This is a genomic window from Mesorhizobium sp. B2-8-5, assembly GCF_006440675.2.
Lineage (GTDB): Bacteria > Pseudomonadota > Alphaproteobacteria > Rhizobiales > Rhizobiaceae > Mesorhizobium.
Genome location: NZ_CP083951.1, coordinates 1,030,139 through 1,054,604 on the forward strand (window position 1 = coordinate 1,030,139; position 24,466 = coordinate 1,054,604).

Below are 24,466 nucleotides of genomic sequence, written 5' to 3' on the forward strand. Positions count from 1 at the left end.
GGATGAACCGCATATAGAGAATTTCCTGGAATAGTTCTAGACAGTCGAAGGACGAATTTGCGTGAGCCGGAAACGGCCGCGAAACGGTGCTTTCGGGACGGGCAAGAATGCGGCTGATCGCCGAAAATCTAGGCGGCGAGCGCGGCGGCGAGACGGTTTTTTCCAACATCGGCTTCGCGCTGGACAAGGGCGAGGCGCTCATTGTCACCGGTCCGAACGGCTCGGGCAAATCGTCGCTGCTCAGAATCGTCGCCGGCCTGCTGCCGGCCGCGCAGGGAAAGGTGCGGTTCGAGGATGGCGGCGAGGCCTTCCCGACAGTCGCCTCTGCTTCGCATTATCTCGGCCATCTCAACGCGATGAAGACGGCGCTCAGCGTCGAGGAGGATCTCGGCTTCTGGCGCGCCTTCCAGGGAGAGCCGGGACTGGGCGTCGAGGAGGCGCTGGAGACGGTGGCGCTCGGCGGGCTCGGACATCTGCCCTTCGGCTATCTGTCGACAGGGCAGCGGCGACGGGCCTCGATCGCGAAGCTCCTGGTGAGCCGCCGGCCGGTCTGGCTGCTCGACGAGCCGACCGCGGGGCTGGACAAGGCCTCGGAGGCAAGGTTCGCGGGGTTGATGAAGGCGCATCTGCGCGACGGAGGGATTGTCGTGGCGGCCACGCATCTGCCGCTGGGGCTGGGCCGGGCGAAGGTGTTGAGGATGGGCGACTGATGTCGGCGCGAGGCACCCCCCTCTGTCCTGCCGGACATCTCCCCCGCAAGGAGGGAGATTGGCAGCTTCGGCGCCGGCATCTCCTTCGCGGCGTCGGTGATTGGCGAAAGTCCGCGCGACATTCGATCTCCCCCCTTGCGGGGGAGATGGCCGGCAGGCCAGAGGGGGGTGTGCCGGAGCGCCAGCCTCGCCAAGGGATCCCTTTATAATGTGGCCCCTCTTCCTGCGCGACATCCGCCTTTCCATCCGCGCCGGCGGCGGGGCGTTGATCGGGGTCATCTTCTTCCTCGCCGTCATCGTCACCATCCCGTTCGGCGTCGGTCCCGACCTCAACCTCTTGTCGCGCATCGGCCCGGCGATCCTGTGGATCGCCGCCCTGCTTGCCTGCCTGCTCGGGCTCGATCGCCTGTTCCAGGCCGACCGCGAGGATGGCTCGCTCGATCTCCTTGTCCTGAACAACGACCGCCACATGCTGGCGCTGACGGTGCTGACGAAGTGCCTGGCGCATTGGACCGGCAGCGTGCTGCCGCTGGTCGTCGCGGCGCCTCTGCTTGGCCTGTTCATGAACATGGAGCCGCTCGGCATCGGCGCCACGGCGCTCACGCTTCTCGTCGGCACGCCGGCCATCACCTTCATCGGCGCCGCGGGTGCCGCGGTGGCGGTGGCGCTGCCGCGCGGCGGATTGCTGATTTCGGTGCTGGTGCTGCCTTTGACCATTCCGGTGCTGATCTTCGGCGTTTCAGCAAGCTATGGCGCGGTGGCCGATCCGGCGCCATTCCTGCAGCCTTTCCTCATTCTTGCCGCGCTGACGCTATTTCTTGCAGTGCTTGGTCCCCTGGCGGCGGCATTGGCACTGCGGCACGGGACGGATTGAGACGACGAGAACGTTCCTTCACTGCGGCACCGCGACAAATTGCGGAACTGCCGGCGCGAGGTTAAGGGAAGACATGATCGCAACGATTGGCACGGCGGAGAGCGAGGAGCGGCTGACATGAGCGCGCACGCCCTCTTCGTCACCGCCGCCTATGCCATCACCGCCGTGGTGCTCGCCGGGCTGGTCAGCTGGATCCTGCTCGACCAGCGGGCGCGCAAGCGCGAGCTCGCGGCGCTGGAAGCGGCCGGAGTGCGCCGGCGCTCCGACAAGGCTGTTAAATCATGAGCATCGAAACCGAAACGCCGGCGCCGCGGCGCCGCCTGTTCGTGCTTCTGCCGCTGCTGGTGTTCCTGGGCCTGGCGGGGCTGTTCCTGTGGCAGCTGCTTTCGGGCCGCGACGCCTCTGAAATCCCCTCGGCATTGATCGGACTGCCGGCGCCGCAGACCAGCCTGCCGCCGCTCGAAGGGACCAGCCTGCCGGGGCTGGATACAAAGTCCTTTACCGGCAAGGTGACACTGGTCAACGTGTTCGCGTCCTGGTGCGCGCCGTGCCGGGAGGAGCATCCGGTGCTGCTCGGCCTGTCGCAGGACAAGCGCTTCACGCTTGCCGCGCTGAACTACAAGGACCAGCCGGAAAACGCCCGCCGCTTCCTTGGCGATCTCGGCAATCCATATCAGGCGATCGGCGTCGATCCGGCCGGACGCGCGGCGATCGACTGGGGCGTCTATGGCGTGCCCGAGACCTTCGTCATCGGCAAGGATGGCAGGATCGCCTACAAGCATGTCGGGCCGCTGACGCCCGAGTCGGTCAGGGCGTTGCTGTTGCCGCAGATCGAGAAAGCGCTGGCGGCGCCGGGCTGACGTGGCGCCTGGCTGAGGCGCCTGTCACGTTCGTCATTCTAGGGCGAAGCAAGGAGCGAAGCGACGCGCGCAGACCCTAGAATCCATTCCGTGACGCCTGACCGAGGAGCGCGGCGGCCCAGAATTGGCGCTTGCGCGCGCACGTGTCTTCGCCGCCGCGGCGCTCGAAAGTCACGGCATGGATCCCTGGGTCTTCGCGCCGCTACGCGTCACTGCGCCCAAGGATGACGAACGTGACCGGCGCGCTCAACGGTCGAAAAAAGGATCAACCGTAGATCTGCTTGTGGACCTGGTAGAGCATTTCCGAACGGTCGGCGCGCAGATCGGCGAGATCGCGGCTGGACAGATTCTCGATTTCGGCGACGAGGCGGTTGTAATGACGGCGCTTGGCCATGCTGGCGCGGGCGCGGGAGACAAGATTGTCGAACATGACAGGGTTCCTTCTTAGTTGTTCCTCCCTGACGATTGTGAGGATGACATAGGAATGATGCATTGCAAAAGAAAGATGTTGCAATGCACCATTGCAACCAGCGCATAGCCGGTTAATCGCGGGCTAACAGGCTATGCGGTCCGACGCGGTACGCAAGACCCGCTTCACGCAGTTCTCATCTGTTTTGTCATACAAATTACGGGCCTGCCGTCTTGCCAGATCGCTTCCAGGCTGGCTTGATCCGCCCGTCACCTGATGCCGGGAGGAAATGCATGGCGGCCGAAGACTATTACGACGTTCTCGATCCGCGCTTCGCGCGCCTGTTCAACGGCAGCGCCCAGGTGGAAAAGCTGTTCACCGGGTGCCGCTGGGCGGAAGGGCCGGCCTGGTTCGCCGCCGGCCGCTATGTCGTCTGGTCGGATATCCCGAACAACCGCATGCTGCGCTATGACGAGACCGACGGCAGCGTCAGTGTGTTCCGGCAGCCGTCCGGCAATTCCAACGGCAACACCGTCGACCGGCAGGGCCGGCTGGTGACCTGCGAGCATTCCGGCCGCCGCGTCAGCCGCACCGAATTCGACGGCTCCATCACGACCATCGCCGAGAAGTGGAAGGGCAAGCGGCTGAACTCGCCCAACGACGTGGTGGTGCGCTCCGACGGCTCGATCTGGTTCACCGATCCGAGCTACGGCATCGATACCGATTATGAGGGCGACAAGGCAGAGAGCGAGATCGGCGCCTGCAATGTCTATCGCGTCGATCCCGATACGGGCGATGTCGAGGCCGTCATCACCGACATGGTGCGACCGAACGGGCTCGCCTTCTCGCTCGACGAAAGCCTGCTCTATGTCGTCGACACCGGCCGCACGCATGGCGAGAAGAACCCGGCGCATATGCGCGTCTTCAACGTCGGCAAGCACGGCAGGAAGGTTTCCGGCGGCAAGGTCTTCGCAGACTGCACCGCCGGCCTGTTCGACGGGTTCCGGCTCGATTCCGACGGGCGCATCTGGACGAGTGCCGCCGACGGCATCCATTGCTACGATCCGGACGGCACGCTGATCGGCAAGGTCAAGGTGCCGGAAGTGACCGCCAACTGCGTGTTCGGCGGCAACAAGCTCAACTGTCTCTACATCGCCGGCACCACCTCGCTCTACATGGTGCGGCTGATGGTGAATGGGGCGAAAACCTATTGAAGGTTCTGCAGGCGCTTCTTCGGCCATTCCTGGCCTTTCTGCGCATCCCAGCAGCGCCCGCGGCGCTGCGGCTCCCGCAACCACCGCCATCCGCTTTGCCGGAGCGAATTGCCAAGCCATTGCCTGACGCCAAACGGAAGAACCCACGGGGAGAACATCATGCCATTCGTCAACATCCGCATCGTCAAGGAAGTGATCGCCGCCGATCCGGCCGGCAAGAAGGCTGACATCGCCAAGAAGGTGACCGCGGCCATCATGGACGCCACCGGGCTCGGCAATGACGATGTCTGGGTGGTGTTCGAGGAGGTCAACGCCCGCGACTGGTATGTCGGCAAGACCGATGTCGAGACGCTGCGGAAGGGGTAAGGCGCAGCAGGTTCGGGTGCCTGCGAGGTTCTTTCGGCGACGGCGAGATATGGGCGCTTCCCTTCGCGTTCGTCATCCTCGGGCTTGACCCGAGGATCCATTCCGTGATCTTCGACGTCGAGCGCAACGGCGCAGAATTCTGTAAGCGTTGCAACGCCTTAGCGTCAGGGTCTGCGCCGCGTCGCTTCGCTCCTTGCTCCGCCCTAGAATGACGACCTTATGTTTGTCCGCGAATAAAACCCGCAAACCCCCGCACCGCCTCACGGATCGCCCGCCGGTTCGCATCCGCGCTGAGGATCGCCTCCATCTCCGCCGGCTTCTTGCCCAGCAGCGCGATCTCCAGCGTCCCCTCCTCATACATCGCGAACGACATCGTCCGCATGATCTCGGCCAGTGCCGCCCGCGCATAGAGCGAACGGGGCGAGGCGTGGACCAGCATCGCCGGCTTGCCCACCGCGGCGTCGCGCGAGACCAGCCAGTCCAGCGCGTTCTTCATGCCGCCGGGCACGCCATGCGCATATTCCGGGCAGGAGACGACGACGCCGTCGGCCTGGGTGACCATCTCGATCAGGCGTGCCGCTTCCGGCGGCGTGCGCTCGCCCTCGTCGTCGGGGTTGAAGATCGGCAGCCGGCCAAGGCCGTCATAAACCTCGACGCGGCAGTCCGCGGGCGCGTTGGCGGCCAATGCGGCAACCAGGGCCGAGTTGGTCGAGGCGGCGCGCAGGCTGCCCGATATGGCGATGATCTCGATCAAGGGAGAACCGGACGAAGGGTTGAGTCGTCCGCGAAGCCTACCACATGGTCTGGCGGTAATCGTCGTCCAGCTCGCGGTCGATCTCGCCGGCGCTTTCGCCAAGGGCCAGCTGGTCGCGTATGATCTGGCCGAGCGTCGGCAGGGTCGCGCGGTCGTACCAGGTCTCCGGCTTCCACAGATCCGAGCGCATGAAGGCCTTGGCGCAGTGTATATAGGCGGCCTTGACCGTCACCACGATGACGCTTTGCGGCTCCTTGCCGTCGACCGCAAGGCGCTCGCGTAAGACGGGATCGACGGTGATGCGGGCATCGCCATTGACGCGCAGCGTCTCGTTCATGCCGGGGATGAGGAAGAGCAGCCCGACCGACGGATTGCGGATGATGTTTTCCAGCGTGTCCAGCCGGTTGTTGCCGGGCGATCGGGAATGGCGAGGGTGGAGTTGTCGAGGATGGCGGTGAAGCCGGGCTTGTCGCCCTTACAGCGCCGCGCGTCCTTTGGACGCGCAAAGGACGCTGTAACACTTTTGATTTGGCGCATGATCCTTTCCGAAAATCGATTTCGATTTTCGGGGTCATGCGCTAGGCGTCACGTCGGCATTGCCGGCGCCGTCGGAGGAGCCGATCAGCACGAAGGGACTCTTGCCGATGAACGAACGGCAATGGCCGTCGAGGTTTTTGAGTTCCTTGCGGATCGAGCCGTCGGTCGGCCGGGGCGTCTTGTAGATCGTCCTCAGCTCGTCATGCGTGGTGAGGAATTCCATGCCGCCCCCTCTTTGTTTCGACGCAACTTCGGATGGAAAACCGCTGCACGCTTTTCCCGGGTTGCTTTAATTCCCGGCCTTCTCTTCCTTGGCTTTTTCCTCCAGCGAGTGGCGCATGATCAGCGGCATCTGGCTGAAGGTGAACAGCAAGGTGATCGGGATCGTGCCCCAGACCTTGAAATAAAGCCAGGTCGCCTCGGAAAAGTTGCGCCACACGACCTCGTTGAGCACGGCGAGGAAGAGGAAGAACAGCCCCCAGCGGAAGGTCAGCTTGCGCCAGCCCTCGGCATCGAGCTGGAAGGCGGAATCGAAAACGTAACCAAGCAGCGACCGGCCGAACAGAAGCCCGCCGAGCAGCGTGACGCCGAACAGCGAATTGATGATCGTCGGCTTCATGAAGGCGAAGGTCTTGTCCTGCAGGTAAAGCGCCAGCGCGCCGAAGACGAAGACGACGATCGCCGAGACCAGCGGCATCAGCGGCAGGCTGCGCGTCAGCAGCCAGGAGACGCCGAGCGAAAGCGCCGTCGCGACCATGAAGAAGGCGGTGGCGATCAGGATCGGCTCGCCGAGATGGCTGAGTATCGGAAATTTCTCGGCCAGCCATTCGCCGCGGATGGTGGTGAAGAAGAACACGAGCCCTGGCCCGAGCTCGAGCAGGAACTTCAAGCCGGGGTTGATCGGCTTGCGGCGAGGATCGGACGGGTCGCGTTCGAGGATGTTCATAAAAGTCCTTCTTGCGCATGATCTGGCCGAAAAGCAGGCGGCCCTTCCAAGATCGCGCCTTTGTTCAAGCCACGCCGGCGATCGCCCTGGCGAATTCGCTGGCGGAAAACGGTTCGAGGTCGTCGACCTGCTCGCCGACGCCGATGAAATAGACCGGCAGCCGATGCTTGGCGGCGATGGCCACCAGAATACCGCCGCGCGCCGTGCCGTCCAGCTTGGTCATCACCAACCCGTTGACGCCGGCGACGTTGCGGAAGATTTCGACCTGGTTCAGCGCGTTCTGGCCAGTGGTGGCGTCGACCGTCTGCAGCACCGTGTGCGGCGCTTCCGGATCGAGCTTGCCCAACACGCGCACGATCTTTTCCAGTTCCGCCATCAGCTCGGTCTTGTTCTGCAGGCGCCCGGCCGTGTCGATGATCAGCACGTCGGAGCCGGCCTCCTTCGCCTTCTCGAAGGCGTCATAGGCGAGGCCGGCCGCATCGGCGCCGAGCTTGGAGGCGACGACCGGCGATTTCGTGCGCTCGCCCCAGATCTTGAGCTGCTCGATCGCGGCGGCGCGGAACGTGTCGCCGGCGGCCAGCATCACCTTGAGGCCGCCATCGGTGAGCTTAGCGGCGAGCTTGCCGATGGTGGTCGTCTTGCCGGTGCCGTTGACGCCGACGACTAGGACGACATGCGGCTTATGGCTGAGATCGAGCTCGAGCGGCCTGGCGACCGGCGCCAGCACCTTCTCCACCTCCGCCGCCATCACGGCGCGGACTTCCGCGTCGGAGACATCCTTGCCGTAGCGGCTCGAGGCGAGAGAATCGGTGACGCGCAGAGCTGTCTCCACGCCGAGATCGGCGCGGATCAGCACGTCCTCCAGGTCCTGCAGCGTGTCCTCGTCCAGCTTTCGCTTGGTGAAGACGCCGGCAATGTTGCCGGTGAGCTCGCGCGAGGAGCGGGCGAGCCCTTCGCGCATGCGCTGGAACCAGGAGCGCCGCGGCGCCGGCTCCGGCGCCTTTACCGGCTCCGCCTTCTGCTCGACCTTCTTTGAAACCGTCACCTTGCCGGCAGAGGGCGTGGGCTTTGGCGGCGGCGGCACGGCCTCCGGTTCCGGCGCGATCTCGGCCAGGATCGGCTGCGGCTCGACGGGCGCTGGCTGTCGAATAGGAGGCGCGATTTCCGCGCCGGCTTCGGCGGATGGTTCCACAGAGGGCGGCGCCACTGGCGGAACCTCGATGGGCGGCGGCGTTTCGACCGGGACTTCGGCAGGCGGCGTCGGCACTTCGACCGGAGGCTGTTCCGGCTGCGGTTCCGGACGCGAAGGCTCGATGTCCGGCCGAGCCGGCGCTGGTGCGGGCACTTCCTGTGGAGCAGGTTCGGGCTCTGGTGTCGGCGCGGGTAAGGGCTCGGGTTGTGCCGGCGGCACTTCCTCGGGGGCAGGCGGCTCCGGCTTCTCGGGCGCCGGTTGCGGCTCTTCTTCCGGCTCGGGCTGCGGCAGCGGTTCCGGCTCGGCGGGAATGGTCGGCTCCGGTGCCGGCGGGATGGATGGAGCAGGCTCGGGCTTCGGCTCTTCGGGAACCGATTGAGGCTCGGCCTCCGGCTTCAGCGCGTCGAGCGCGTCCCACTTGATCGGCGGCAGCGTCTCGTCGGCGCGCTCCTCGACGACCTCTTTCCTGCCGAACGAAAATATCTTCTTGAAGAAACCAGCCATGCGTCTCGCAGTCTCAGGCGGCTTGCGCGGCAGAGCGCGCCGCAATCAGTCGGGCGCCGTCATGGCCGGCGATCACGGCATCGACGATCTCCCCGGGCGCGCCGGTGTCGATCGCGGCCAGCGTAAAACCCTCGGTGCGGCCAAGTCCGTCGCGCTCGACCAGGATCGACTGTCGCGTGCCGGGAAGCGACGAAAGGTGACGACGATAGGCGGCCTCGCCGGCGGCGCGCAGCCTTGCGGCGCGCGCCTTCACCACCTCGCGGCGGACCTGGGGCATGCGCGCGGCGGGCGTGCCTTCGCGTGGGCTGAACGGAAAGACGTGGAGATGCGTCAGCCCGCATTCCTCGATTATTCTTTCCGAATTCTCGAACATCGCCTCGGTCTCGGTCGGGAAGCCGGCGATGATGTCGGCGCCGAAGACGATTGCAGGACGCAGCTTGCGCACGTCCTCGCAGAAGCGGATCGACTGGTCGCGCAGATGCCGGCGCTTCATGCGCTTCAGGATCATGTCGTCGCCCGACTGCAGCGACAGATGCAGATGCGGCATCAGCCTCTGCTCGGTGGCGATGGCGTCGAGCAGGTCGTCGTCGGCCTCGATGGAATCGATCGAGGACAACCGCAGCCGCTTCACGTCCGGCACCTGGCGCAGGATCGTCTTCACCAGCTTTCCAAGCTTCGGGCTGCCGGGCAGGTCGGCGCCGAAACTGGTCATGTCGACGCCGGTCAAAACGATCTCGGCATAGCCGTTGCCGGCCAGCCGCTTGACCTGCTCGACCACCGCGCCCATCGGCACCGAGCGCGAATTGCCGCGGCCGTAAGGGATGATGCAGAAGGTGCAGCGATGGTCGCAGCCGTTCTGGACCTGAACGAAAGCGCGCGCCCGGCCCTCGATGGCGTCGACCATGTGGCTTGCCGTCTCGCGCACGGAAAAGATGTCGTTGACGCGCGCCTTCTCGGTGTCGTTGACGCCGAAATCGGGCAGCGCGCGGTAGGAGTTGGCCTTGAGCTTTTCCTCATTGCCAAGCACCAGGTCGACCTCGTCCATGGCGGCGAAATTCTGCGGCTCGGTCTGCGCCGCGCAGCCGGTGACGATGATGCGGGCCGAAGGGTTCTCGCGGCGCGCCTTGCGGATCGCCTGCTTGGCCTGGCGCACGGCTTCCGCCGTGACGGCGCAAGTGTTGAAGATGACGGCGCCGCCCTGAAGCGCGCCGAGGCCGGCGCTTTCGGCCTCGCGGCGCATCACTTCCGATTCATAGGTGTTGAGGCGGCAGCCGAAGGTGACGACGTCGATACCCTTGCCGCTGGGGGCTTGGGGCGCGCCCTTTTGAAGGGCGGACATCAGGCGGCGCTTTCGGTGTCGCGAGCCCAGGCGCCGGTCGAGGGATCGAAGCTGCCGGAAAATTCCCATTCGGCCGCGCCGGTCAGGATGACGTGGTCGTCATTGCGCCATTCGACATTGAGCTCGCCGCCGCCCGGCGTCAGCAGCGAAACGCTGCGGCCGGTGCGCCTGGTGCGGGCGGCCGCGACCACGGCGGCACAAGCCGCCGAGCCGCAGGCCTTGGTGAGGCCGGCGCCGCGCTCCCAGGTGCGGATGATCATGGTTTCAGGCGAGGTCACCTGGGCGATGGTGATGTTGGCGCGCTCGGGAAAGATCGGATGGTTCTCGAGCAGCGGGCCGAAGCGGTCGAGCTCGTAGGACCAGACGTCGTTGTCGACCCAGAAGATGGCATGCGGGTTGCCCATCGACAGCGCCGAGGGCGAATGCAGCACCGGGGCGTCGATCGGGCCGATCTGCAATTCGATCATGCGGGTATCGCGGAATTCTTCCGCCAGCGGGATCTCCTGCCAGCCGAAGCGAGGCTTGCCCATGTCGACCGAGATCAGGCCGTCGGCGTGCTCCTGCGCATTCACGATGCCGGCGCGGGTCTCGAAGCTGAAGCTCTTGTTGCCCGTCTCGGCCGCCAAAGCCTGCACCACGCAGCGCATGCCGTTGCCGCAGGCCTGCGCACTGGTGCCGTCGGAATTCAGGATGTCGATATAATAGGCGGTGCCCGGCGTCTTCGCATCGTGGATCGCCATGATCTGGTCGAACTTCGTCGCCTCGCCGGCATTGAGCGCGATCGCCGCCGCGGCCGTCACCTTGTCGGCACGGCCGCGCATATCGGCAACGATGATCTCGTTGCCGATGCCGTTCATCTTGGCGAAGGGGGCGGTGCCTGCCATCTAACCGGTCATTCCAATCCGTTTGGGCGCTATATGGCGGAAACGGGCGGGAATTACCAGTCCAGCCAGGTGGCGACGACCAAGCAGTCGCGCCGCGACGACCAAAAGGTCGCGCTTAAGTTACTGCAAAGACCCCGAGCACGATCAGCAGGAAGATGATCAGCACCATGCCGATAAGGATGCGCGCGCCCGTGGCGGCGGCGCCGGCCAGCGCCGGCATGCCAAGCAGGCTCGCGGCGGCGGCGACAATCAAAAGGATGATGATCCACTTGATCATGAGGAAGCTCCGGCGAAATTGCGTCGCGAACCAACGCGTTTCGCCGGCTTGGGTTCCTTTGTCAGACGGGCGGCACGTCCCATACCTCTGCGGGCCGCATGGCGCGGAATCGTTCCGAGGGCAAGCCTTCAGCCGCCAGCGCCTCGGCCAGTTTTTGCGCCGGCTCCTCGATCGGCTCGTCGGTGAGATGGAATGTGCCCCAATGGCAGCCTGCGGCCTGAGCCGCATTGCACAGCTTCATGCCCTGAACGGCTTCCTGCGGGTTCTGGTGCTGCGGCGCCATGAACCAGCGCGGCTCATAGGCGCCGATCGGCAGGATGGCGAGGCGGAAGCCGCCATGCTTTTCTCCCATCAGCCGGTAATTGATGCCGTCATGGAAACCGGTGTCGCCGGCGAAATAGATATTGCCCGCCGCCGTCTCGATGACGAAGCCCGCCCACAGCGCCATGCGGCGGTCGCGCCCGCCGCGCGCCGACCAGTGATGCGCCGGCTCGATGTGGATGGCGGCCGCGCCGACGTTCAGCCTGTCGCCCCAATCATGCACGCTGAGCCGCATGCCGGGCGCCGCCCGGCCGATGATGGCGTCGTTGCCGAGCGGCGCGATCACCAGCGGATCGTGGCTCTCTTTCAGCCGCTTCAGCGTGGCGAGGTCGAGATGGTCGTAGTGATTGTGGCTGATCAGGACCAGGTCGATCGGCGGCAGGTCGGCGAAGATAATTCCCGGCGCATTGACCCTTCTCGGGCCGGCGAAGGCGAAAGGTGAGGCGCGCTCCGACCATACCGGATCGGTCAGGATGTTCAAGCCCGCCGTCTGGATGAGCAGCGAGGCATGGCCGACCATGGTGAGCCTCAGCGCGCTGCCTTCCACCCGTAGGTCCGGCTTGGCCGGGGGATAGGGGCTCGGAAAGGCGGCCGGCCATTTCGCCCGCCCGCCGCCGAATTGCCATTTGAGGAGATCGGTGAAGCGCCCGGGCGGCTTGCCGCCGGGATTGAAGAACAGGGCGCCGTCGAAATGATCGCTGGGCGGCCCGCTGTAGTAGCGGTTGGCGGTTCCTGTTCTCGCGGCCATCCTGTCTCCCGCCCGCTTGTGTCGTTTCCTGAGATAAGGACGCGCCTGCCTGGCGCAAGCATTTTGCCGGCGAATGCCAATGGCCGAAGCCCGGCTCGTCTAGGATCGGGAGACAGGGGTGATCGCCATGGCAATGAAGCGAACCAAGACACCGTGGATGAAGGCCGAGGATTTCGGCCGCTCGCTGCCGCATGGGGTCGGCGTCAACCTGTTGGTCACCGACATGACGGCGATGGAGGCTTTCTGCCGCGACGTGCTTGGCGCCCGGATCATCTATGCCGACGAGGACTTTGCGGCGATCGAGCTTCTGGGCTCAATCTTCATGCTGCATGCCGACCATTCCTATCTCGACAATCCGATGACCGGCATCACGGCGGGCGTCGAGACACGCGGGACCGGCATAGAGCTGCGGCTTTACGGCGCCGATCCGGATGCGGTCGAGAAAAAGGCGGCGGCGCTCGGCCACATCGTGCTGGCCGGCTCGATCGACAAGCCGCATGGCCTGCGCGAATGCTATATCGTCGGCCCGGACGGCTATGTCTTTGTGCCGAGCGCTCGGATTTAATGCTCCATTTCAATAGCTTAGGAGAGTGTTCCGGCATTTTCCCGGCTTCGGCTCCCCGCTGCGATAAATTTGCAACAGCTGGCTCGAAAACCCTATTTTAACCATATCAGGTTGAAATTCTGCCACCTTCGCCATCTTGGTGAAGCAGAGATTACGCGGATGGCTCCCCCCGGCCGGATCCGACGGAGGTTTTGATGAATTTTTCGATGACCCGCCCCTTTTCGCGGCTCCACCTCTTTTCGAAGAGTGGCCTCGCGGCCGTATCGCTGGCCGCGCTGGTTGCGAGCGGCTGCTCGACCTCGCGCTTCTCGTCGATGGACGACCAGCAGCCGGCGCCGCTGACCCCGGCGCCCTCCGGCACGGTGACGCAGAATCAGCTGCCGCCGCCGGCCTCCCCCGGCGCCACCGATCCGTCGCAATTCCCGACCGCTCCGAAGAACAGCCAGGTCGCCTCGCTGCCGCCGGATGGCACGGCGCCCGCTGGCGCCACCGATCTCACCGCGGCCAGCGTCGCCGGCGTCTGGAACGTCAACGTCTCCGGGCAGAGCTGCAAGGTGGCGACGCCGCAGACCAAGTTCGGCGCCGGCTACCGCGCCGGTCCGCTGCATTGCCCGGCTCCGATCGACGGCATCAAGTCGTGGAACGTCGCCGGCAAGCAGCTGACGCTTTATGACGAAAATGGCGGTACGCTGGCCAGGCTCTATTCGTCGGGCGGCGAAAAGTTCGACGGCCAGACTTCCAGCGGGCAGCCGATCTCGCTTACAAGGTGAGCGAAACCGACTATTGCTTCCACGCAATTCCGGGCGGAAAGCCGGAATTGCTCCAGCTGACGTGACCCATGCATCTTCGCGACGGTATCCAGACCCATGCGACCGTCAGGCAGCGCTATGACCATCTCGTCCAGAGCGGCGCGGTCGAGCGCGACCCGGCGCAGGAGCGCATCGTCGCAGCGCTCGACCGGCTGATCGAAGAGATCTCGGCAAAAAGGCTGGCGCAGAAATCGAGCGCGCTGGGCTGGCTGTTCGCGGCCAAGCGGCAGCCGCGCGAGCCAGTCAAGGGCCTCTACATCCATGGCGGCGTCGGCCGCGGCAAGACCATGCTGATGGACATGTTCTTCGAATTGCTGCCGGTCCGGCGCAAGCGCCGTGTGCATTTCAACGACTTCATGGCCGATGTGCAGGACCGCATCCAGAAGCACCGGGCGGCGCGAAAGAACGGTGACGTCAAGGAAGACGACCCGATCCCGCCTGTCGCCCGGGCGCTGGCCGATGAAGCCTGGGTGCTGTGCTTCGACGAGTTCTCCGTCAGCGACATTGCCGACGCGATGATCCTGTCGCGGCTGTTCTCGGCGCTGTTCGCCAGCGGCGTGGTGCTGGTCGCCACCTCCAACGTGGCGCCGGAGAACCTCTATCGCGACGGGCTGAACCGCCAGCTCTTTTTGCCGTTCATCTCGCTGCTCGAGCGCAACGCCCATGTGATGACGCTCGATGCCGAGAAGGACTACCGGCAGGAAAAGCTCGACCGCCAGCCGGTTTATGTCACGCCGGACGATGCCGCGGCCGAGCGCGCGCTGGACGAAGCCTGGAAGGCGATGACATATGGCCAGCCGGCCGGCGAAGTCACGTTGACGCTCAAAGGCCGCCACCTCGTCGTGCCGCGCGCCGCCGGCGACGCCGCGCGCTTTTCCTTTGCCGACCTTTGCGAAAAGCCGCTCGGCGCGCGCGATTATCTGGCGATCGCCGGCCGCTTCTCGACCGTGTTCATCGACCATGTGCCGGTGCTTGGCGAAGGCATGCGCAACGAGGCCAAGCGCTTCATCCTTTTGATCGACACGCTCTACGACCACCGCATGCGACTGGTGATGAGCGCCGCGGCGCCTCCGCAAGGGCTCTACACGGCCAAGCGCGGCACGGAGGTGTTCGAATTCGAGCGCACCGCCTCGCGCCTGGTCGAGATGCAGAGCCGCGACTGGCTGGACGACTGGACGGAGCGGCGGAAGGACGGGGCGGCGACCGCCGCGGCGAGACAGGCGCAGGGGTAGAAGGGGTTACCTTCGTCATTCTAGCGTCTGCACGCGTCGCTTCGCTCCTTACTCCGCCCTAGAATGACGAAGCGGAAGGGTCTTCGGCTAGTCTCCAAGCCGGTACACATACATCACGAAATCCTCCGCCTTCCCATGCGGCTCCCGCCTTGTCTCGTAAAGCGCCCGCGCCGGCTCGTTATCGGGCTCGGTCCCCACCCATGCTTCCTCGCAGCCATGCTCGCGGCCGACCGCGAACATGGCGTCGAGCATTTTTCGCGCGATTCCCTGCCGCTGGAAGGGCGGCGCCACGCCGACCTCATCGATATAGAGCTCGCTCACCTTGTCCGGGTGGCGGTGGATGACGGCGGCGCATTGGCCGACCACGGTTTGGTCAACTATAGCCACAATCATGGAATGGCCCGGCGCGGCGAGATAGGCGGCGAGGCGGTCGGGCCGCACCGGCTCGTCGAACACGTCGTCGGCCACCCGCATCACAAGGGCGTCATCGCCAGGATGAAGCCTTCTGATTTCGACGTTCATTGTGTAAATTCTCCTCAGTCGGCTCACAAACTTTGACGTTTACGTAATTCCCGATGCATCTAACCGATTGAAAATGTTGGACTCAAAATAATCGTTTGAATTTCTTCCGTGTCGGAGTTATTCGATGCGGCCAATCTCGCGGTTTCCCGCATCCTTTCGGCCTCCCTGGCCCCGTCACGACCTCGTCACAGACAAAGGAAAACATCCTCACATGGCACGCAACAAGATAGCGCTCATCGGCTCGGGCATGATCGGCGGCACGCTCGCCCATATGATCGGCCTCAAGGATCTCGGCGACGTGGTGCTGTTCGATATCGCCGAGGGCATTCCGCAGGGCAAGGGCCTCGACATCGCGCAGTCTTCTCCTGTCGACGGGTTCGATTCCAGGCTGACCGGCGTCAACGACTATGCCGGCATCGAGGGAGCGGATGTGTGCATCGTCACCGCCGGCGTGCCGCGCAAGCCCGGCATGAGCCGCGACGACCTTCTCGGCATCAACCTCAAGGTGATGGAACAGGTCGGCGCCGGCTTGAAGAAGTACGCGCCGAAGGCTTTCGTCATCTGCATCACCAACCCGCTCGACGCGATGGTCTGGGCGCTGCAGAAGTTCTCCGGCCTGCCGACCAGCCATGTCGTCGGCATGGCCGGCGTGCTCGACAGCGCCCGTTTCCGCTACTTCCTGGCCGAGGAATTCAAGGTCTCGGTCGAGGACGTCACCGCTTTCGTGCTCGGCGGCCATGGCGACTCGATGGTGCCGATGATCCGCTATTCGACCGTGTCGGGCATCCCGCTGCCCGACCTCGTCAAGATGGGCTGGACCTCGAAGGAGAAGCTCGACCAGATCGTGCAGCGCACGCGCGACGGCGGCGCCGAGATCGTCGGCCTGCTCAAGACCGGCTCGGCCTACTACGCGCCGGCGGCCTCGGCGATCGCCATGGCCGAATCCTACCTCAAGGACAAGAAGCGCGTGCTGCCCTGCGCGGCGCACCTCTCCGGCCAGTACGGCATCAAGGGCACCTATGTCGGCGTGCCGGTGGTGATCGGCGCCGGCGGCGTCGAGCGCGTCATCGAGATCGACCTCTCCAAGACCGAGCAGAAGATGTTCGATTCCTCGGTCGCGGCCGTGCAGGGCCTGACCGAGGCCTGCACCAAGATCGCCCCGCATCTCGCCGGCAAGTAAAACGTCCTTCCCCGGAGACCAAGCGCATGAACATCCATGAGTATCAGGCCAAGGCGCTGCTGAAGACGTTCGGCGCGCCGGTTGCAAGCGGCGTTCCGGTGTTCAAGGCAAGCGAGGCGGAAGCCGCGGCACAAGCGCTGCCCGGCCCGCTCTATGTCGTGAAGAGCCAGATCCATGCCGGCGGCCGCGGCAAGGGCAAGTTCAAGGAGCTTGGCCCCGACGCCAAGGGCGGCGTGCGGCTGGCGAAGTCGGCGGCCGAAGTGGTCGCCAACGCCGACGAGATGCTCGGCCACACGCTGGTGACCAAGCAGACCGGTCAGGCCGGCAAGCAGGTCAACCGCCTCTATATCGAGGACGGCGCCGACATCGAGCGCGAGCTCTATCTGTCGATCCTTGTCGACCGTTCCGTCGGCCGCATCGCCTTCGTCGTCTCGACCGAGGGCGGCATGGATATCGAGACGGTCGCGCACGACACGCCCGAAAAAATCGTCACCGTCGCCATCGACCCGGAAAAGGGCGTGAGCGCCGACGACGTGAAGAAGCTCAACGCCGCGTTGAAGCTGGACGGCGACGCGGCCAAGGACGGCGGCACGCTGTTCCCGATTCTCTACAAGGCCTTCGTCGAGAAGGATATGAGCCTGCTCGAGGTCAATCCGCTGATCGTCATGAAGGACGGCCATCTGCGCGTGCTCGACGCAAAAGTATCGTTCGACAACAACGCGCTGTTCCGCCACCCGGACGTGATGGAACTGCGCGACACCACTGAAGAGGACGAGAAGGAGATCGAGGCGTCGAAATACGATCTCGCCTATGTCGCGCTCGACGGCAATATCGGCTGCATGGTCAACGGCGCCGGCCTTGCCATGGCGACAATGGACATCATCAAGCTCTACGGCGCTGAGCCGGCTAACTTCCTCGACGTCGGCGGCGGCGCTTCGAAGGAGAAGGTGACGGCGGCGTTCAAGATCATCACCAAGGACCCCGCGGTCGAAGGCATCCTGATCAACATCTTCGGCGGCATCATGAAGTGCGACGTCATCGCCGAAGGCGTCATCGCCGCGGTCAAGGAAGTCGGCCTGAAGGTGCCGCTGGTGGTGCGGCTGGAAGGCACCAATGCCGAGCTCGGCAAGAAGATCATCAACGACAGCGGCTTGAACGTGGTGTCGGCCGATGATCTCGACGACGCAGCCAAGAAGATTGTCGCGGCGGTGAAGGGTTAATCGAAGGAGCGTCGAATTGGGTGGCTTCCCAATCCATTGGGAGGAAGAAGTCGAGAGCCTCGACCGGTCGGCCGTGTGTCCGTATTCGGTCGAAGAAATCGAGCGGTACCTTGAGTCGTGCCACTACCATTGGATGCTGGATGAGAAGCCGATGCACTACAAGGTGCACGGCGTTGTCGCAGAAGGGATGGACGGTGGGCGGCATTTCTGGCTGCACCGTGCATCGGACGAAGTCGGGCGTGAGTGGTACGTGGTCGTCGGAAGCGGGAAGAGCCCGTTCAAGCCCTCGATGAAGATGAGGGGTTGGATGTATGGCAAAGAGAACGATCTCGGCCTGACGCCCGACCATTTTTTGAAAGAAGAGATGGGTGACCAGCATGTTGCTGACGCCCGATGACAAGGGAATGAGCGGATGCCTCCGCGCAAGATAAATCTGGTCGAGGCGGCGGACGCGAAGATCACCAAGGTCTTCGATCCGCATATCGCCGGTGACGTGAACGATGCCCAAGCCAAGGTCGCCAAGTTCGGCGAGGTCTTCGACTGGCATGCGCATGAGAATGAGGACGAAGCCTTCCTCGTGCTGCGCGGCCGGATCGCGATCGATTTCCGCGACGGTCCGGTCGAACTCGGCGAGGGCGACTTCATCGTCGTGCCGAAAGGCACCGAACACCGGCCGCGCTCGCTCAGCAAGGAGCCTGTCGTGCTGATGTTCGAGCCGGCGACGGCGCTCAACACCGGCAATGCCAAGAGCGACCTCACCGTCGCCGATCTCAAGCGGCTGTGACCATGACCGCGCAGTCTTCCACGACCAACGGTTTTTAGAAAAGGGCCACCATGTCCATTCTCGTCGACAAGAACACGAAGGTGCTGGTGCAGGGCCTGACCGGCAAGACCGGCACGTTCCACACCGAGCAGGCGCTGGCCTATCACGGCACCAAGATGGTGGGCGGCGTCCATCCGAAGAAGGGCGGCGAGACCTGGACGGGCGCCAAGGGCGAGAGCTTGCCGATCTTCGCCACGGTGGCCGAAGGCAAGGCAAAGACGGGCGCCAACGCCTCGGTCATCTATGTGCCGCCGGCTGGTGCTGCCGAAGCCATCATCGAGGCAATCGAGGCGGAGATCCCGCTGATCGTCTGCATCACCGAAGGCATCCCGGTGATGGACATGGTCAAGGTCAAGGCGCGTCTCGATCGCTCCACCTCGCGGCTGATCGGCCCGAACTGCCCGGGCGTGCTGACGCCCGACGAATGCAAGATCGGCATCATGCCGGGCAACATCTTCCGCAAGGGCTCGGTCGGCGTTGTTTCCCGCTCGGGAACACTTACCTATGAGGCAGTCTTCCAGACCACCAATGTCGGCCTCGGCCAGACCACGGCGGTGGGCATCGGCGGCGACCCGGTCAAGGGCACCGAATTCATCGATGTGCTGGAGATGTTCCTCGCCGACGACGAGACCAAGTCGATCATCATGATCGGCGAGATCGGCGGCTCGGCCGAGGAAGACGCCGCGCAGTTCCTCAAGGACGAAGCCAAGCGCGGCCGCAAGAAACCGATGGCGGGCTTCATCGCCGGGCGCACGGCGCCGGCCGGCCGAACCATGGGCCATGCGGGCGCGGTGATCTCGGGCGGCAAGGGCGGCGCGGAAGACAAGATCGCGGCGATGGAATCGGCCGGCATCAAGGTTTCGCCATCGCCGGCGAGGCTCGGCACGACGCTGGTCGAGGCGATCAAGGGTTAAGGCAGTAGTGAGTAGGCAGTAGTCAGTAGTGAACAGGGAAGAACGGGCGAGTAGCAGCTGAGCGGGAATTTCCATCGTTCTACTCACTACTGACTACTCACTATTCCCCTCGAAAGGAGACGGAGCCAGGCTCCGCAGACGAAAATGGCAAGACAAGATCAGGCCAACGACCAATTCTCGCTCACCTCATTCCTCTATGGCGGTAATGCCGACTATATCGACGCGCTCTACGCCGCCTATGAAGACAACCCCGCCTCCGTCGATCCGGAGTGGCAGGACTTCTTCGCGGCGCTGAAGGACGACGCGGGCGACGTCCGCAAGAACGCCAAGGGCGCCTCCTGGGCGAAGCCCTCCTGGCCGCTGACGGCCAATGGCGAGCTGGTCTCGGCGCTCGACGGCAATTGGGGGCTGATCGAGAAGGCGATCGAAAAGAAGGTGAAGGGAAAGGCGGTCATCAACGGCGCCGTGCTTTCCGACGCCGACGTGCACCAGGCGACGCGCGATTCCGTGCGCGCCATCATGATGATCCGCGCCTACCGCATGCGCGGCCATCTGCACGCCAATCTCGACCCGCTCGGCATCGCCAAGCCGCTCGAGGATTACAACGAGCTGTCGCCGGAGAACTACGGCTTCACCGAAGCCGACTACGACCGGCCGATCTTCCTCGACAATGTGCTGGGGCTCGAATTCGGCACCGTGCGGCAGATGCTGGACATCCTGAGCCGTACCTATTGCTCGACGCTCGGCGTCGAGTTCATGCACATCTCCGACCCGGAAGAGAAGGCCTGGATCCAGGCGCGCATCGAAGGCGCCGACAAGGAGATCACCTTCACCGCCACCGGCAAGAAGGCGATCCTGTCGAAGCTGGTAGAGGCCGAGGGCTTCGAGCAGTATATCGACGTCAAGTACAAGGGCACCAAGCGTTTCGGCCTCGATGGCAGCGAGTCGCTGATCCCGGCGCTGGAGCAGATCGTCAAGCGCGGCGGCCAGCTCGGCCTGAAGGAAATCGTGCTCGGCATGGCGCATCGCGGCCGCCTCAACGTGCTTTCCCAGGTGATGGCCAAGCCGCACCGCGCCATCTTCCACGAGTTCAAGGGCGGCTCGGCCGCGCCCGACGAGGTCGAAGGCTCGGGCGACGTGAAGTACCATCTCGGCGCCTCGTCGGACCGCGAGTTCGACGGCAACAAAGTGCATCTGTCGCTGACGGCCAATCCCTCGCATCTGGAAATCGTCGACCCCGTCGTGATGGGCAAGGCGCGCGCCAAGCAGGACCAGCTCGCCGGCCGCGAACGTGGCGAGGTCGTGCCGCTGTCGGAGCGCGCCAAGGTGATGCCGCTGCTTTTGCATGGCGACGCCGCCTTCGCCGGCCAGGGCGTGATCGCCGAAATTCTCGGCCTGTCGGGCCTGCGCGGCCATCGCGTCGCAGGCACGCTGCATTTCATCATCAACAACCAGATCGGCTTCACCACCAATCCGCGCTTCTCGCGCTCCTCGCCCTATCCGTCGGATGTGGCCAAGATGATCGAGGCGCCGATCTTCCACGTCAACGGCGACGATCCGGAAGCGGTGGTGCATGCCGCAAAGGTCGCGACCGAGTTCCGCATGAAGTTCCACAAGCCGGTGGTGGTGGACATGTTCTGCTACCGCCGCTTCGGCCACAATGAGGGCGACGAGCCGGCCTTCACCCAGCCGATCATGTACCGCAACATCCGCACCCATAAGACGGTGGTGCAGGTCTATGCCGACCGGCTGATCGCCGAAGGCCACGTCACCCAGGCCGAGGTCGACAAGATGCGGGCCGACTGGCGCGCGCATCTGGAAGCCGAATGGGAAGTCGGCCAGCACTACAAGCCCAACAAGGCCGACTGGCTGGACGGCGCCTGGTCGGGCCTGCGCACCGCCGACAACCAGGACGAACAGCGGCGCGGCAAGACCGCCGTGCCGGTGCGCACGCTGAAGGAGATCGGCAAGAAGCTGACCGAGGTGCCGAAGGATTTCGAGGCGCACAAGACCATCCTGCGCTTCCTCGAGAACCGCCGCCAGGCGATCGAGTCCGGCGAAGGCATCGACTGGTCGACAGCCGAGGCGCTGGCCTTCGGCGCCATCCTGCTCGACGGCAATCCGATCCGGCTTTCCGGCCAGGATTCGGAGCGCGGCACCTTCTCGCAGCGCCATTCGGTGCTTTACGACCAGCGCGACGAGAACCGCTACATCCCGCTCAACAATCTGTCGGCGGCGCAGGCCGGCTACGAGGTCATCAACTCGATGCTGTCGGAAGAGGCGGTGCTAGGCTTCGAATATGGCTACAGCCTGGCCGAGCCCAAGGCGCTGACGCTCTGGGAGGCACAGTTCGGCGACTTCGCCAACGGCGCCCAGGTCGTGTTCGACCAGTTCATCTCGTCGGGCGAGCGCAAGTGGCTGAGAATGTCGGGTCTCGTCTGCCTCTTGCCGCATGGCTATGAAGGCCAGGGGCCGGAGCATTCGTCGGCGCGCCTGGAGCGCTTCCTGCAACTCTGCGCGGAAGACAACATGCAGGTCGCCAACGTCACCACGCCGGCCAACTATTTCCATATCCTGCGCCGGCAGTTGAAGCGCGACTTCCGCAAGCCGCTGATCCTGATGACGCCGAAGTCGCTGCTGCGCCACAAGCGGGCGGTGTCGACGCTGCCGGAAATGTCGGGCGAAAGCTCGTTCCACCGCCTGTTGTGGGACGATGCGCAGCTGCTCCCCAACCAGCCGATCAAGCTGGTGAAGGACTCCAAGATCCGCCGTGTCGTGCTGTGCTCGGGCAAGGTCTATTACGACCTCTACGAAGAGCGCGAGAAGCGCGGCATCAACGACATCTACCTTTTGCGCGTCGAGCAGCTCTATCCGTTCCCGGCCAAGGCGCTGATCACCGAGCTGTCACGCTTCCGCAACGCCGAGATGGTGTGGTGCCAGGAGGAGCCCAAGAACATGGGCGCCTGGTCGTTCATCGATCCCTATCTCGAATGGGTGCTGGCGCATATCGACGCCAAGCATCAGCGGGTGCGCTACACCGGCCGGCCGGCCTCGGCCTCGCCGGCGACAGGGTTGATGTCGAAGCATCTCAGCCAGCTGGCCGCGTTGCTCGACGATGCTCTCGGCGAATAGGGCGCTTGGTGAATAAGCAGACCTGACGAAACAGACCTCAAGAAGACAACGGACAGGCACAATGGCTACCGAAATCCGCGTCCCCACTCTCGGCGAATCCGTGACCGAGGCGACTGTCGGCAAGTGGTTCAAGAAGGTCGGCGACGCGATCGCCGCGGACGAGCCCCTGGTCGAGCTCGAAACCGACAAGGTGACGGTGGAAGTGCCCGCCGCGGGCGCCGGAACGCTGGCCGAGATCGCCGTCAAGGAAGGCGAGACAGTCAATGTCGGGGCGCTGCTCGGCTCGATTTCGGCGGGGGGCGCGGCCCCGGCGACCAAGCCGCAGGCAGTCGCCCAGGCCTCCAGCCCGGATGCCGCATCCACCGGCAAGCAGGCTGCGGCCGAAACCGCCAGGATCGCTGGCGATGCCGGCCAGATCGAGCCGCGCACCATGCCGCCGGCGCCTGCCGCCGCCAAGCTGATCGCGGAGGCCAATCTCTCGGTCGACCAGTTGTCCGGCTCCGGCAAACGCGGCCAGGTGCTGAAGGGCGACGTGCTCGACGCCATCGCCAAGGGCGCGCCGTCGCAGCCCGCCGAGACGCCGAAGGCTGCTCCGGCGCCGGTCGTTGCCCGGGCGCCGTCCTCGACCGAGGATGCGCCGCGCGAGGAACGCGTGCGCATGACCAAGCTGCGCCAGACTATCGCACGCCGCCTGAAGGAGGCGCAGTCGACCGCCGCCATGCTCACCACCTTCAATGAGGTGGATATGAGCGCGGTGATGGCGCTGCGGTCCAAGTACAAGGACGTGTTCGAGAAGAAGCATGGCGTGAAGCTCGGCTTCATGGGTTTCTTCACCAAGGCGGTGACGCATGCGCTGAAGGAGATCCCGGCGGTCAATGCCGAGATCGACGGCACCGACATCATCTACAAGAATTTCGCCCATGTCGGCGTTGCTGTCGGCACCGAAAAGGGCCTCGTCGTGCCGGTGGTGCGCGATGCAGACCAGATGTCCATCGCCGAGATCGAGAAGGAGATCGGCCGGCTTGGGCTGGCGGCGCGAGACGGCAAGCTGTCGGTCGCCGACATGCAGGGCGGCACGTTCACCATCTCCAACGGCGGCGTTTACGGCTCGCTGATGTCGACGCCGATCCTGAACGCGCCGCAGTCCGGCATTCTTGGCATGCACAAGATCCAGGACCGGCCTGTGGTGGTCGGCGGCCAGATTGTCATTCGTCCGATGATGTATCTGGCGCTCAGCTACGATCACCGCATCGTCGACGGCAAGGAAGCGGTGACCTTCCTGGTGCGCGTCAAGGAAAGCCTGGAAGATCCCGAGCGGCTGGTGCTCGATCTGTGATCGGAGCTCATCCGAGATGAGCGGCTGGCTGGAACGGCTCGGATTTGCGCTGGGTCGCGCGCTTCGGACTTTTCGGCCGACTGCCCCGGTTCCTACCGCTTCACCGGCGAAATCGATTGAATCGGATCCGCCGCCGGGAAGCAGTAATCTAGGCATCTTCGCTCTCAGCGATGCCGAAATGGCGGAACGGAAGATCAGCGTCGTCACGATCGGTGAGCTTGAGCTGCCAACCGGCGAAATCGTCGCCTGCGATCCGCTCATCACCGGGCTAAGCCGGCCTGCTTTCAGCCGTAAGGTGAAGCCGGGACGCTATCCGATCACGCTGTTTCAGGCGCAGGGCTGCATTGCTGCAGCGACCTTGCGGTTTGGCCCCGGCTTGCCGATGCGCTGGGAATTGGCGACCTTCGTTCCCGATCGCCCACCAGCCTATAATTCCGAATTTCTTGAATTTATCGTCGATGACGCGGTTGCGTCATTCATGGACAAGTCGGTTCTGACACTGATGGCCGAGCCGGAGGAGCTCGACGATTATCTTGCCGACGTTGCGTGTTCTTTCGACAGGTTTGGCATGGATAATCCGATTGATGGGAATCCGCTCAATGTCGCTATGTGCGACACTGGCTATGGCGACGGCGCGTATCGGTCCTTCTGGGGCCTGGACGCGGCCGGCGAACCACTTCTCCTGATAACCGACTTCGAAGTGCTCGAAAACGCCGATGGCCGTGAAAACAACCAGGTCACTGATGGCTAACGAAATCGCACCTATGATCGGATTTGCGGCCGGGTCGCCAGCCTCGA

The 24,466-nt window shown here is 64.4% G+C and carries 26 protein-coding genes and 2 pseudogenes; 17 read left to right on the top strand and 11 right to left on the bottom strand.

From position 1 onward, the window contains the following. The first annotated feature begins 107 nt into the window (after positions 1-107). From ccmA to FJ430_RS04925, 4 genes are all read left to right on the top strand, one after another. The gene (ccmA, locus tag FJ430_RS04910) at positions 108-710 is read left to right on the top strand and encodes a heme ABC exporter ATP-binding protein CcmA (protein ID WP_140707221.1); all 603 of its coding nucleotides are present in this window, start codon (positions 108-110) and stop codon (positions 708-710) included. A gap of 208 nt (positions 711-918) precedes the next feature. Beyond that, complete coding sequence (gene ccmB, locus FJ430_RS04915) at positions 919-1,584, top strand: heme exporter protein CcmB (RefSeq protein WP_140646001.1); 666 nt, start codon at positions 919-921, stop codon at positions 1,582-1,584. A 117-nt stretch (positions 1,585-1,701) separates the two neighbouring features. Next, on the top strand, positions 1,702-1,869 hold the full coding sequence (ccmD, locus tag FJ430_RS04920) for a heme exporter protein CcmD (protein WP_140707219.1): 168 nt from the start codon (positions 1,702-1,704) through the stop codon (positions 1,867-1,869). Beyond that, positions 1,866-2,444, top strand: coding sequence for a DsbE family thiol:disulfide interchange protein (locus FJ430_RS04925; RefSeq protein ID WP_140707216.1), 579 nt, complete (start codon positions 1,866-1,868; stop codon positions 2,442-2,444). The genes ccmD and FJ430_RS04925 overlap by 4 nt, the downstream gene beginning before the upstream one ends. A 265-nt stretch (positions 2,445-2,709) precedes the next feature. On the opposite strand, the gene FJ430_RS04930 is transcribed toward FJ430_RS04925, so the two are convergent. Next, positions 2,710-2,874: a hypothetical protein gene (locus tag FJ430_RS04930; protein ID WP_181177681.1), complete on the bottom strand. Its 165-nt coding sequence runs from the start codon at positions 2,872-2,874 to the stop codon at positions 2,710-2,712. A gap of 272 nt (positions 2,875-3,146) precedes the next feature. On the opposite strand from FJ430_RS04930, the gene FJ430_RS04935 reads away from it, so the two are divergent. Together FJ430_RS04935 and FJ430_RS04940 are read left to right on the top strand one after the other, a co-directional pair. Then, positions 3,147-4,067, top strand: a complete 921-nt coding sequence (locus FJ430_RS04935) for an SMP-30/gluconolactonase/LRE family protein (protein ID WP_140646004.1) — start codon at positions 3,147-3,149, stop codon at positions 4,065-4,067. A 159-nt stretch (positions 4,068-4,226) separates the two neighbouring features. Continuing rightward, the gene (locus tag FJ430_RS04940; RefSeq protein WP_013892236.1) at positions 4,227-4,433 is read left to right on the top strand and encodes a tautomerase family protein; all 207 of its coding nucleotides are present in this window, start codon (positions 4,227-4,229) and stop codon (positions 4,431-4,433) included. Between the two features lie 217 nt (positions 4,434-4,650). Here the strand turns inward: FJ430_RS04940 and FJ430_RS04945 are convergent, their stop codons facing one another. The 9 genes and pseudogenes from FJ430_RS04945 to FJ430_RS04985 form a co-directional block, all read right to left on the bottom strand. Further along, a complete protein-coding gene (locus tag FJ430_RS04945; protein ID WP_140707214.1) occupies positions 4,651-5,187 on the bottom strand; it encodes an NADPH-dependent FMN reductase in 537 nt (178 codons plus the stop codon). A gap of 37 nt (positions 5,188-5,224) precedes the next feature. Continuing rightward, positions 5,225-5,664: pseudogene (locus FJ430_RS04950) on the bottom strand (MSMEG_1061 family FMN-dependent PPOX-type flavoprotein); the annotation flags it as partial. Positions 5,665-5,767: 103 nt separating this feature from the next. After that, positions 5,768-5,947 (bottom strand): annotated as a pseudogene (locus FJ430_RS04955) (pyridoxamine 5'-phosphate oxidase family protein); the annotation flags it as partial. A 66-nt stretch (positions 5,948-6,013) separates the two neighbouring features. Further along, positions 6,014-6,670: a septation protein A gene (locus FJ430_RS04960; protein WP_140707212.1), complete on the bottom strand. Its 657-nt coding sequence runs from the start codon at positions 6,668-6,670 to the stop codon at positions 6,014-6,016. Positions 6,671-6,734: 64 nt separating this feature from the next. After that, positions 6,735-8,366 carry a signal recognition particle-docking protein FtsY gene (gene ftsY / locus FJ430_RS04965; protein WP_140707210.1) on the bottom strand — a complete coding sequence of 544 codons (1,632 nt, stop codon included), beginning with the start codon at positions 8,364-8,366 and terminating at the stop codon, positions 6,735-6,737. Positions 8,367-8,379: 13 nt separating this feature from the next. Next, a complete protein-coding gene (mtaB, locus tag FJ430_RS04970; protein ID WP_140707208.1) occupies positions 8,380-9,705 on the bottom strand; it encodes a tRNA (N(6)-L-threonylcarbamoyladenosine(37)-C(2))-methylthiotransferase MtaB in 1,326 nt (441 codons plus the stop codon). Further along, positions 9,705-10,589: a diaminopimelate epimerase gene (dapF, locus tag FJ430_RS04975; protein WP_140707206.1), complete on the bottom strand. Its 885-nt coding sequence runs from the start codon at positions 10,587-10,589 to the stop codon at positions 9,705-9,707. The genes mtaB and dapF overlap by 1 nt, the downstream gene beginning before the upstream one ends. 115 nt (positions 10,590-10,704) lie before the next feature. Continuing rightward, positions 10,705-10,866, bottom strand: coding sequence for a DUF1328 family protein (locus FJ430_RS04980; protein ID WP_140707204.1), 162 nt, complete (start codon positions 10,864-10,866; stop codon positions 10,705-10,707). 61 nt (positions 10,867-10,927) lie between these two features. Then, positions 10,928-11,935, bottom strand: a complete 1,008-nt coding sequence (locus tag FJ430_RS04985; protein ID WP_140707201.1) for an MBL fold metallo-hydrolase — start codon at positions 11,933-11,935, stop codon at positions 10,928-10,930. Between the two features lie 127 nt (positions 11,936-12,062). On the opposite strand from FJ430_RS04985, the gene FJ430_RS04990 reads away from it, so the two are divergent. From FJ430_RS04990 to zapE, 3 genes are all read left to right on the top strand, one after another. Next, complete coding sequence (locus tag FJ430_RS04990; RefSeq protein ID WP_140707198.1) at positions 12,063-12,500, top strand: VOC family protein; 438 nt, start codon at positions 12,063-12,065, stop codon at positions 12,498-12,500. Between the two features lie 194 nt (positions 12,501-12,694). Further along, complete coding sequence (locus FJ430_RS04995; RefSeq protein WP_226892081.1) at positions 12,695-13,270, top strand: protease inhibitor Inh/omp19 family protein; 576 nt, start codon at positions 12,695-12,697, stop codon at positions 13,268-13,270. Positions 13,271-13,338: 68 nt separating this feature from the next. After that, positions 13,339-14,541 carry a cell division protein ZapE gene (gene zapE / locus FJ430_RS05000; protein WP_140646012.1) on the top strand — a complete coding sequence of 401 codons (1,203 nt, stop codon included), beginning with the start codon at positions 13,339-13,341 and terminating at the stop codon, positions 14,539-14,541. Positions 14,542-14,628: 87 nt separating this feature from the next. On the opposite strand, the gene FJ430_RS05005 is transcribed toward zapE, so the two are convergent. Then, complete coding sequence (locus tag FJ430_RS05005) at positions 14,629-15,063, bottom strand: GNAT family N-acetyltransferase (RefSeq protein ID WP_140707196.1); 435 nt, start codon at positions 15,061-15,063, stop codon at positions 14,629-14,631. Between the two features lie 211 nt (positions 15,064-15,274). Between FJ430_RS05005 and mdh the strand changes: the two genes are divergently transcribed. From mdh to FJ430_RS05045, 8 genes are all read left to right on the top strand, one after another. Further along, positions 15,275-16,243 carry a malate dehydrogenase gene (mdh, locus tag FJ430_RS05010; protein ID WP_140646014.1) on the top strand — a complete coding sequence of 323 codons (969 nt, stop codon included), beginning with the start codon at positions 15,275-15,277 and terminating at the stop codon, positions 16,241-16,243. A 26-nt stretch (positions 16,244-16,269) separates the two neighbouring features. Continuing rightward, entirely contained in the window at positions 16,270-17,463 is a 1,194-nt protein-coding gene (gene sucC / locus FJ430_RS05015) for an ADP-forming succinate--CoA ligase subunit beta (RefSeq protein WP_140707194.1), read from the top strand. 16 nt (positions 17,464-17,479) lie between these two features. Continuing rightward, positions 17,480-17,860 (top strand): hypothetical protein, encoded by a 381-nt coding sequence (locus tag FJ430_RS05020; RefSeq protein WP_140707192.1) that lies wholly within the window; start codon positions 17,480-17,482, stop codon positions 17,858-17,860. A gap of 15 nt (positions 17,861-17,875) precedes the next feature. Beyond that, a complete protein-coding gene (locus tag FJ430_RS05025; protein ID WP_140707190.1) occupies positions 17,876-18,247 on the top strand; it encodes a cupin domain-containing protein in 372 nt (123 codons plus the stop codon). A 50-nt stretch (positions 18,248-18,297) separates the two neighbouring features. Beyond that, positions 18,298-19,200, top strand: coding sequence for a succinate--CoA ligase subunit alpha (gene sucD, locus FJ430_RS05030; protein WP_140707188.1), 903 nt, complete (start codon positions 18,298-18,300; stop codon positions 19,198-19,200). A gap of 144 nt (positions 19,201-19,344) precedes the next feature. Beyond that, positions 19,345-22,332, top strand: coding sequence for a 2-oxoglutarate dehydrogenase E1 component (locus FJ430_RS05035; protein ID WP_140707186.1), 2,988 nt, complete (start codon positions 19,345-19,347; stop codon positions 22,330-22,332). A gap of 61 nt (positions 22,333-22,393) precedes the next feature. After that, a complete protein-coding gene (odhB, locus tag FJ430_RS05040; protein ID WP_140707184.1) occupies positions 22,394-23,668 on the top strand; it encodes a 2-oxoglutarate dehydrogenase complex dihydrolipoyllysine-residue succinyltransferase in 1,275 nt (424 codons plus the stop codon). 16 nt (positions 23,669-23,684) lie between these two features. Further along, positions 23,685-24,419, top strand: coding sequence for a DUF4241 domain-containing protein (locus FJ430_RS05045; RefSeq protein WP_140707183.1), 735 nt, complete (start codon positions 23,685-23,687; stop codon positions 24,417-24,419). The last annotated feature ends 47 nt before the right edge of the window (positions 24,420-24,466 follow it).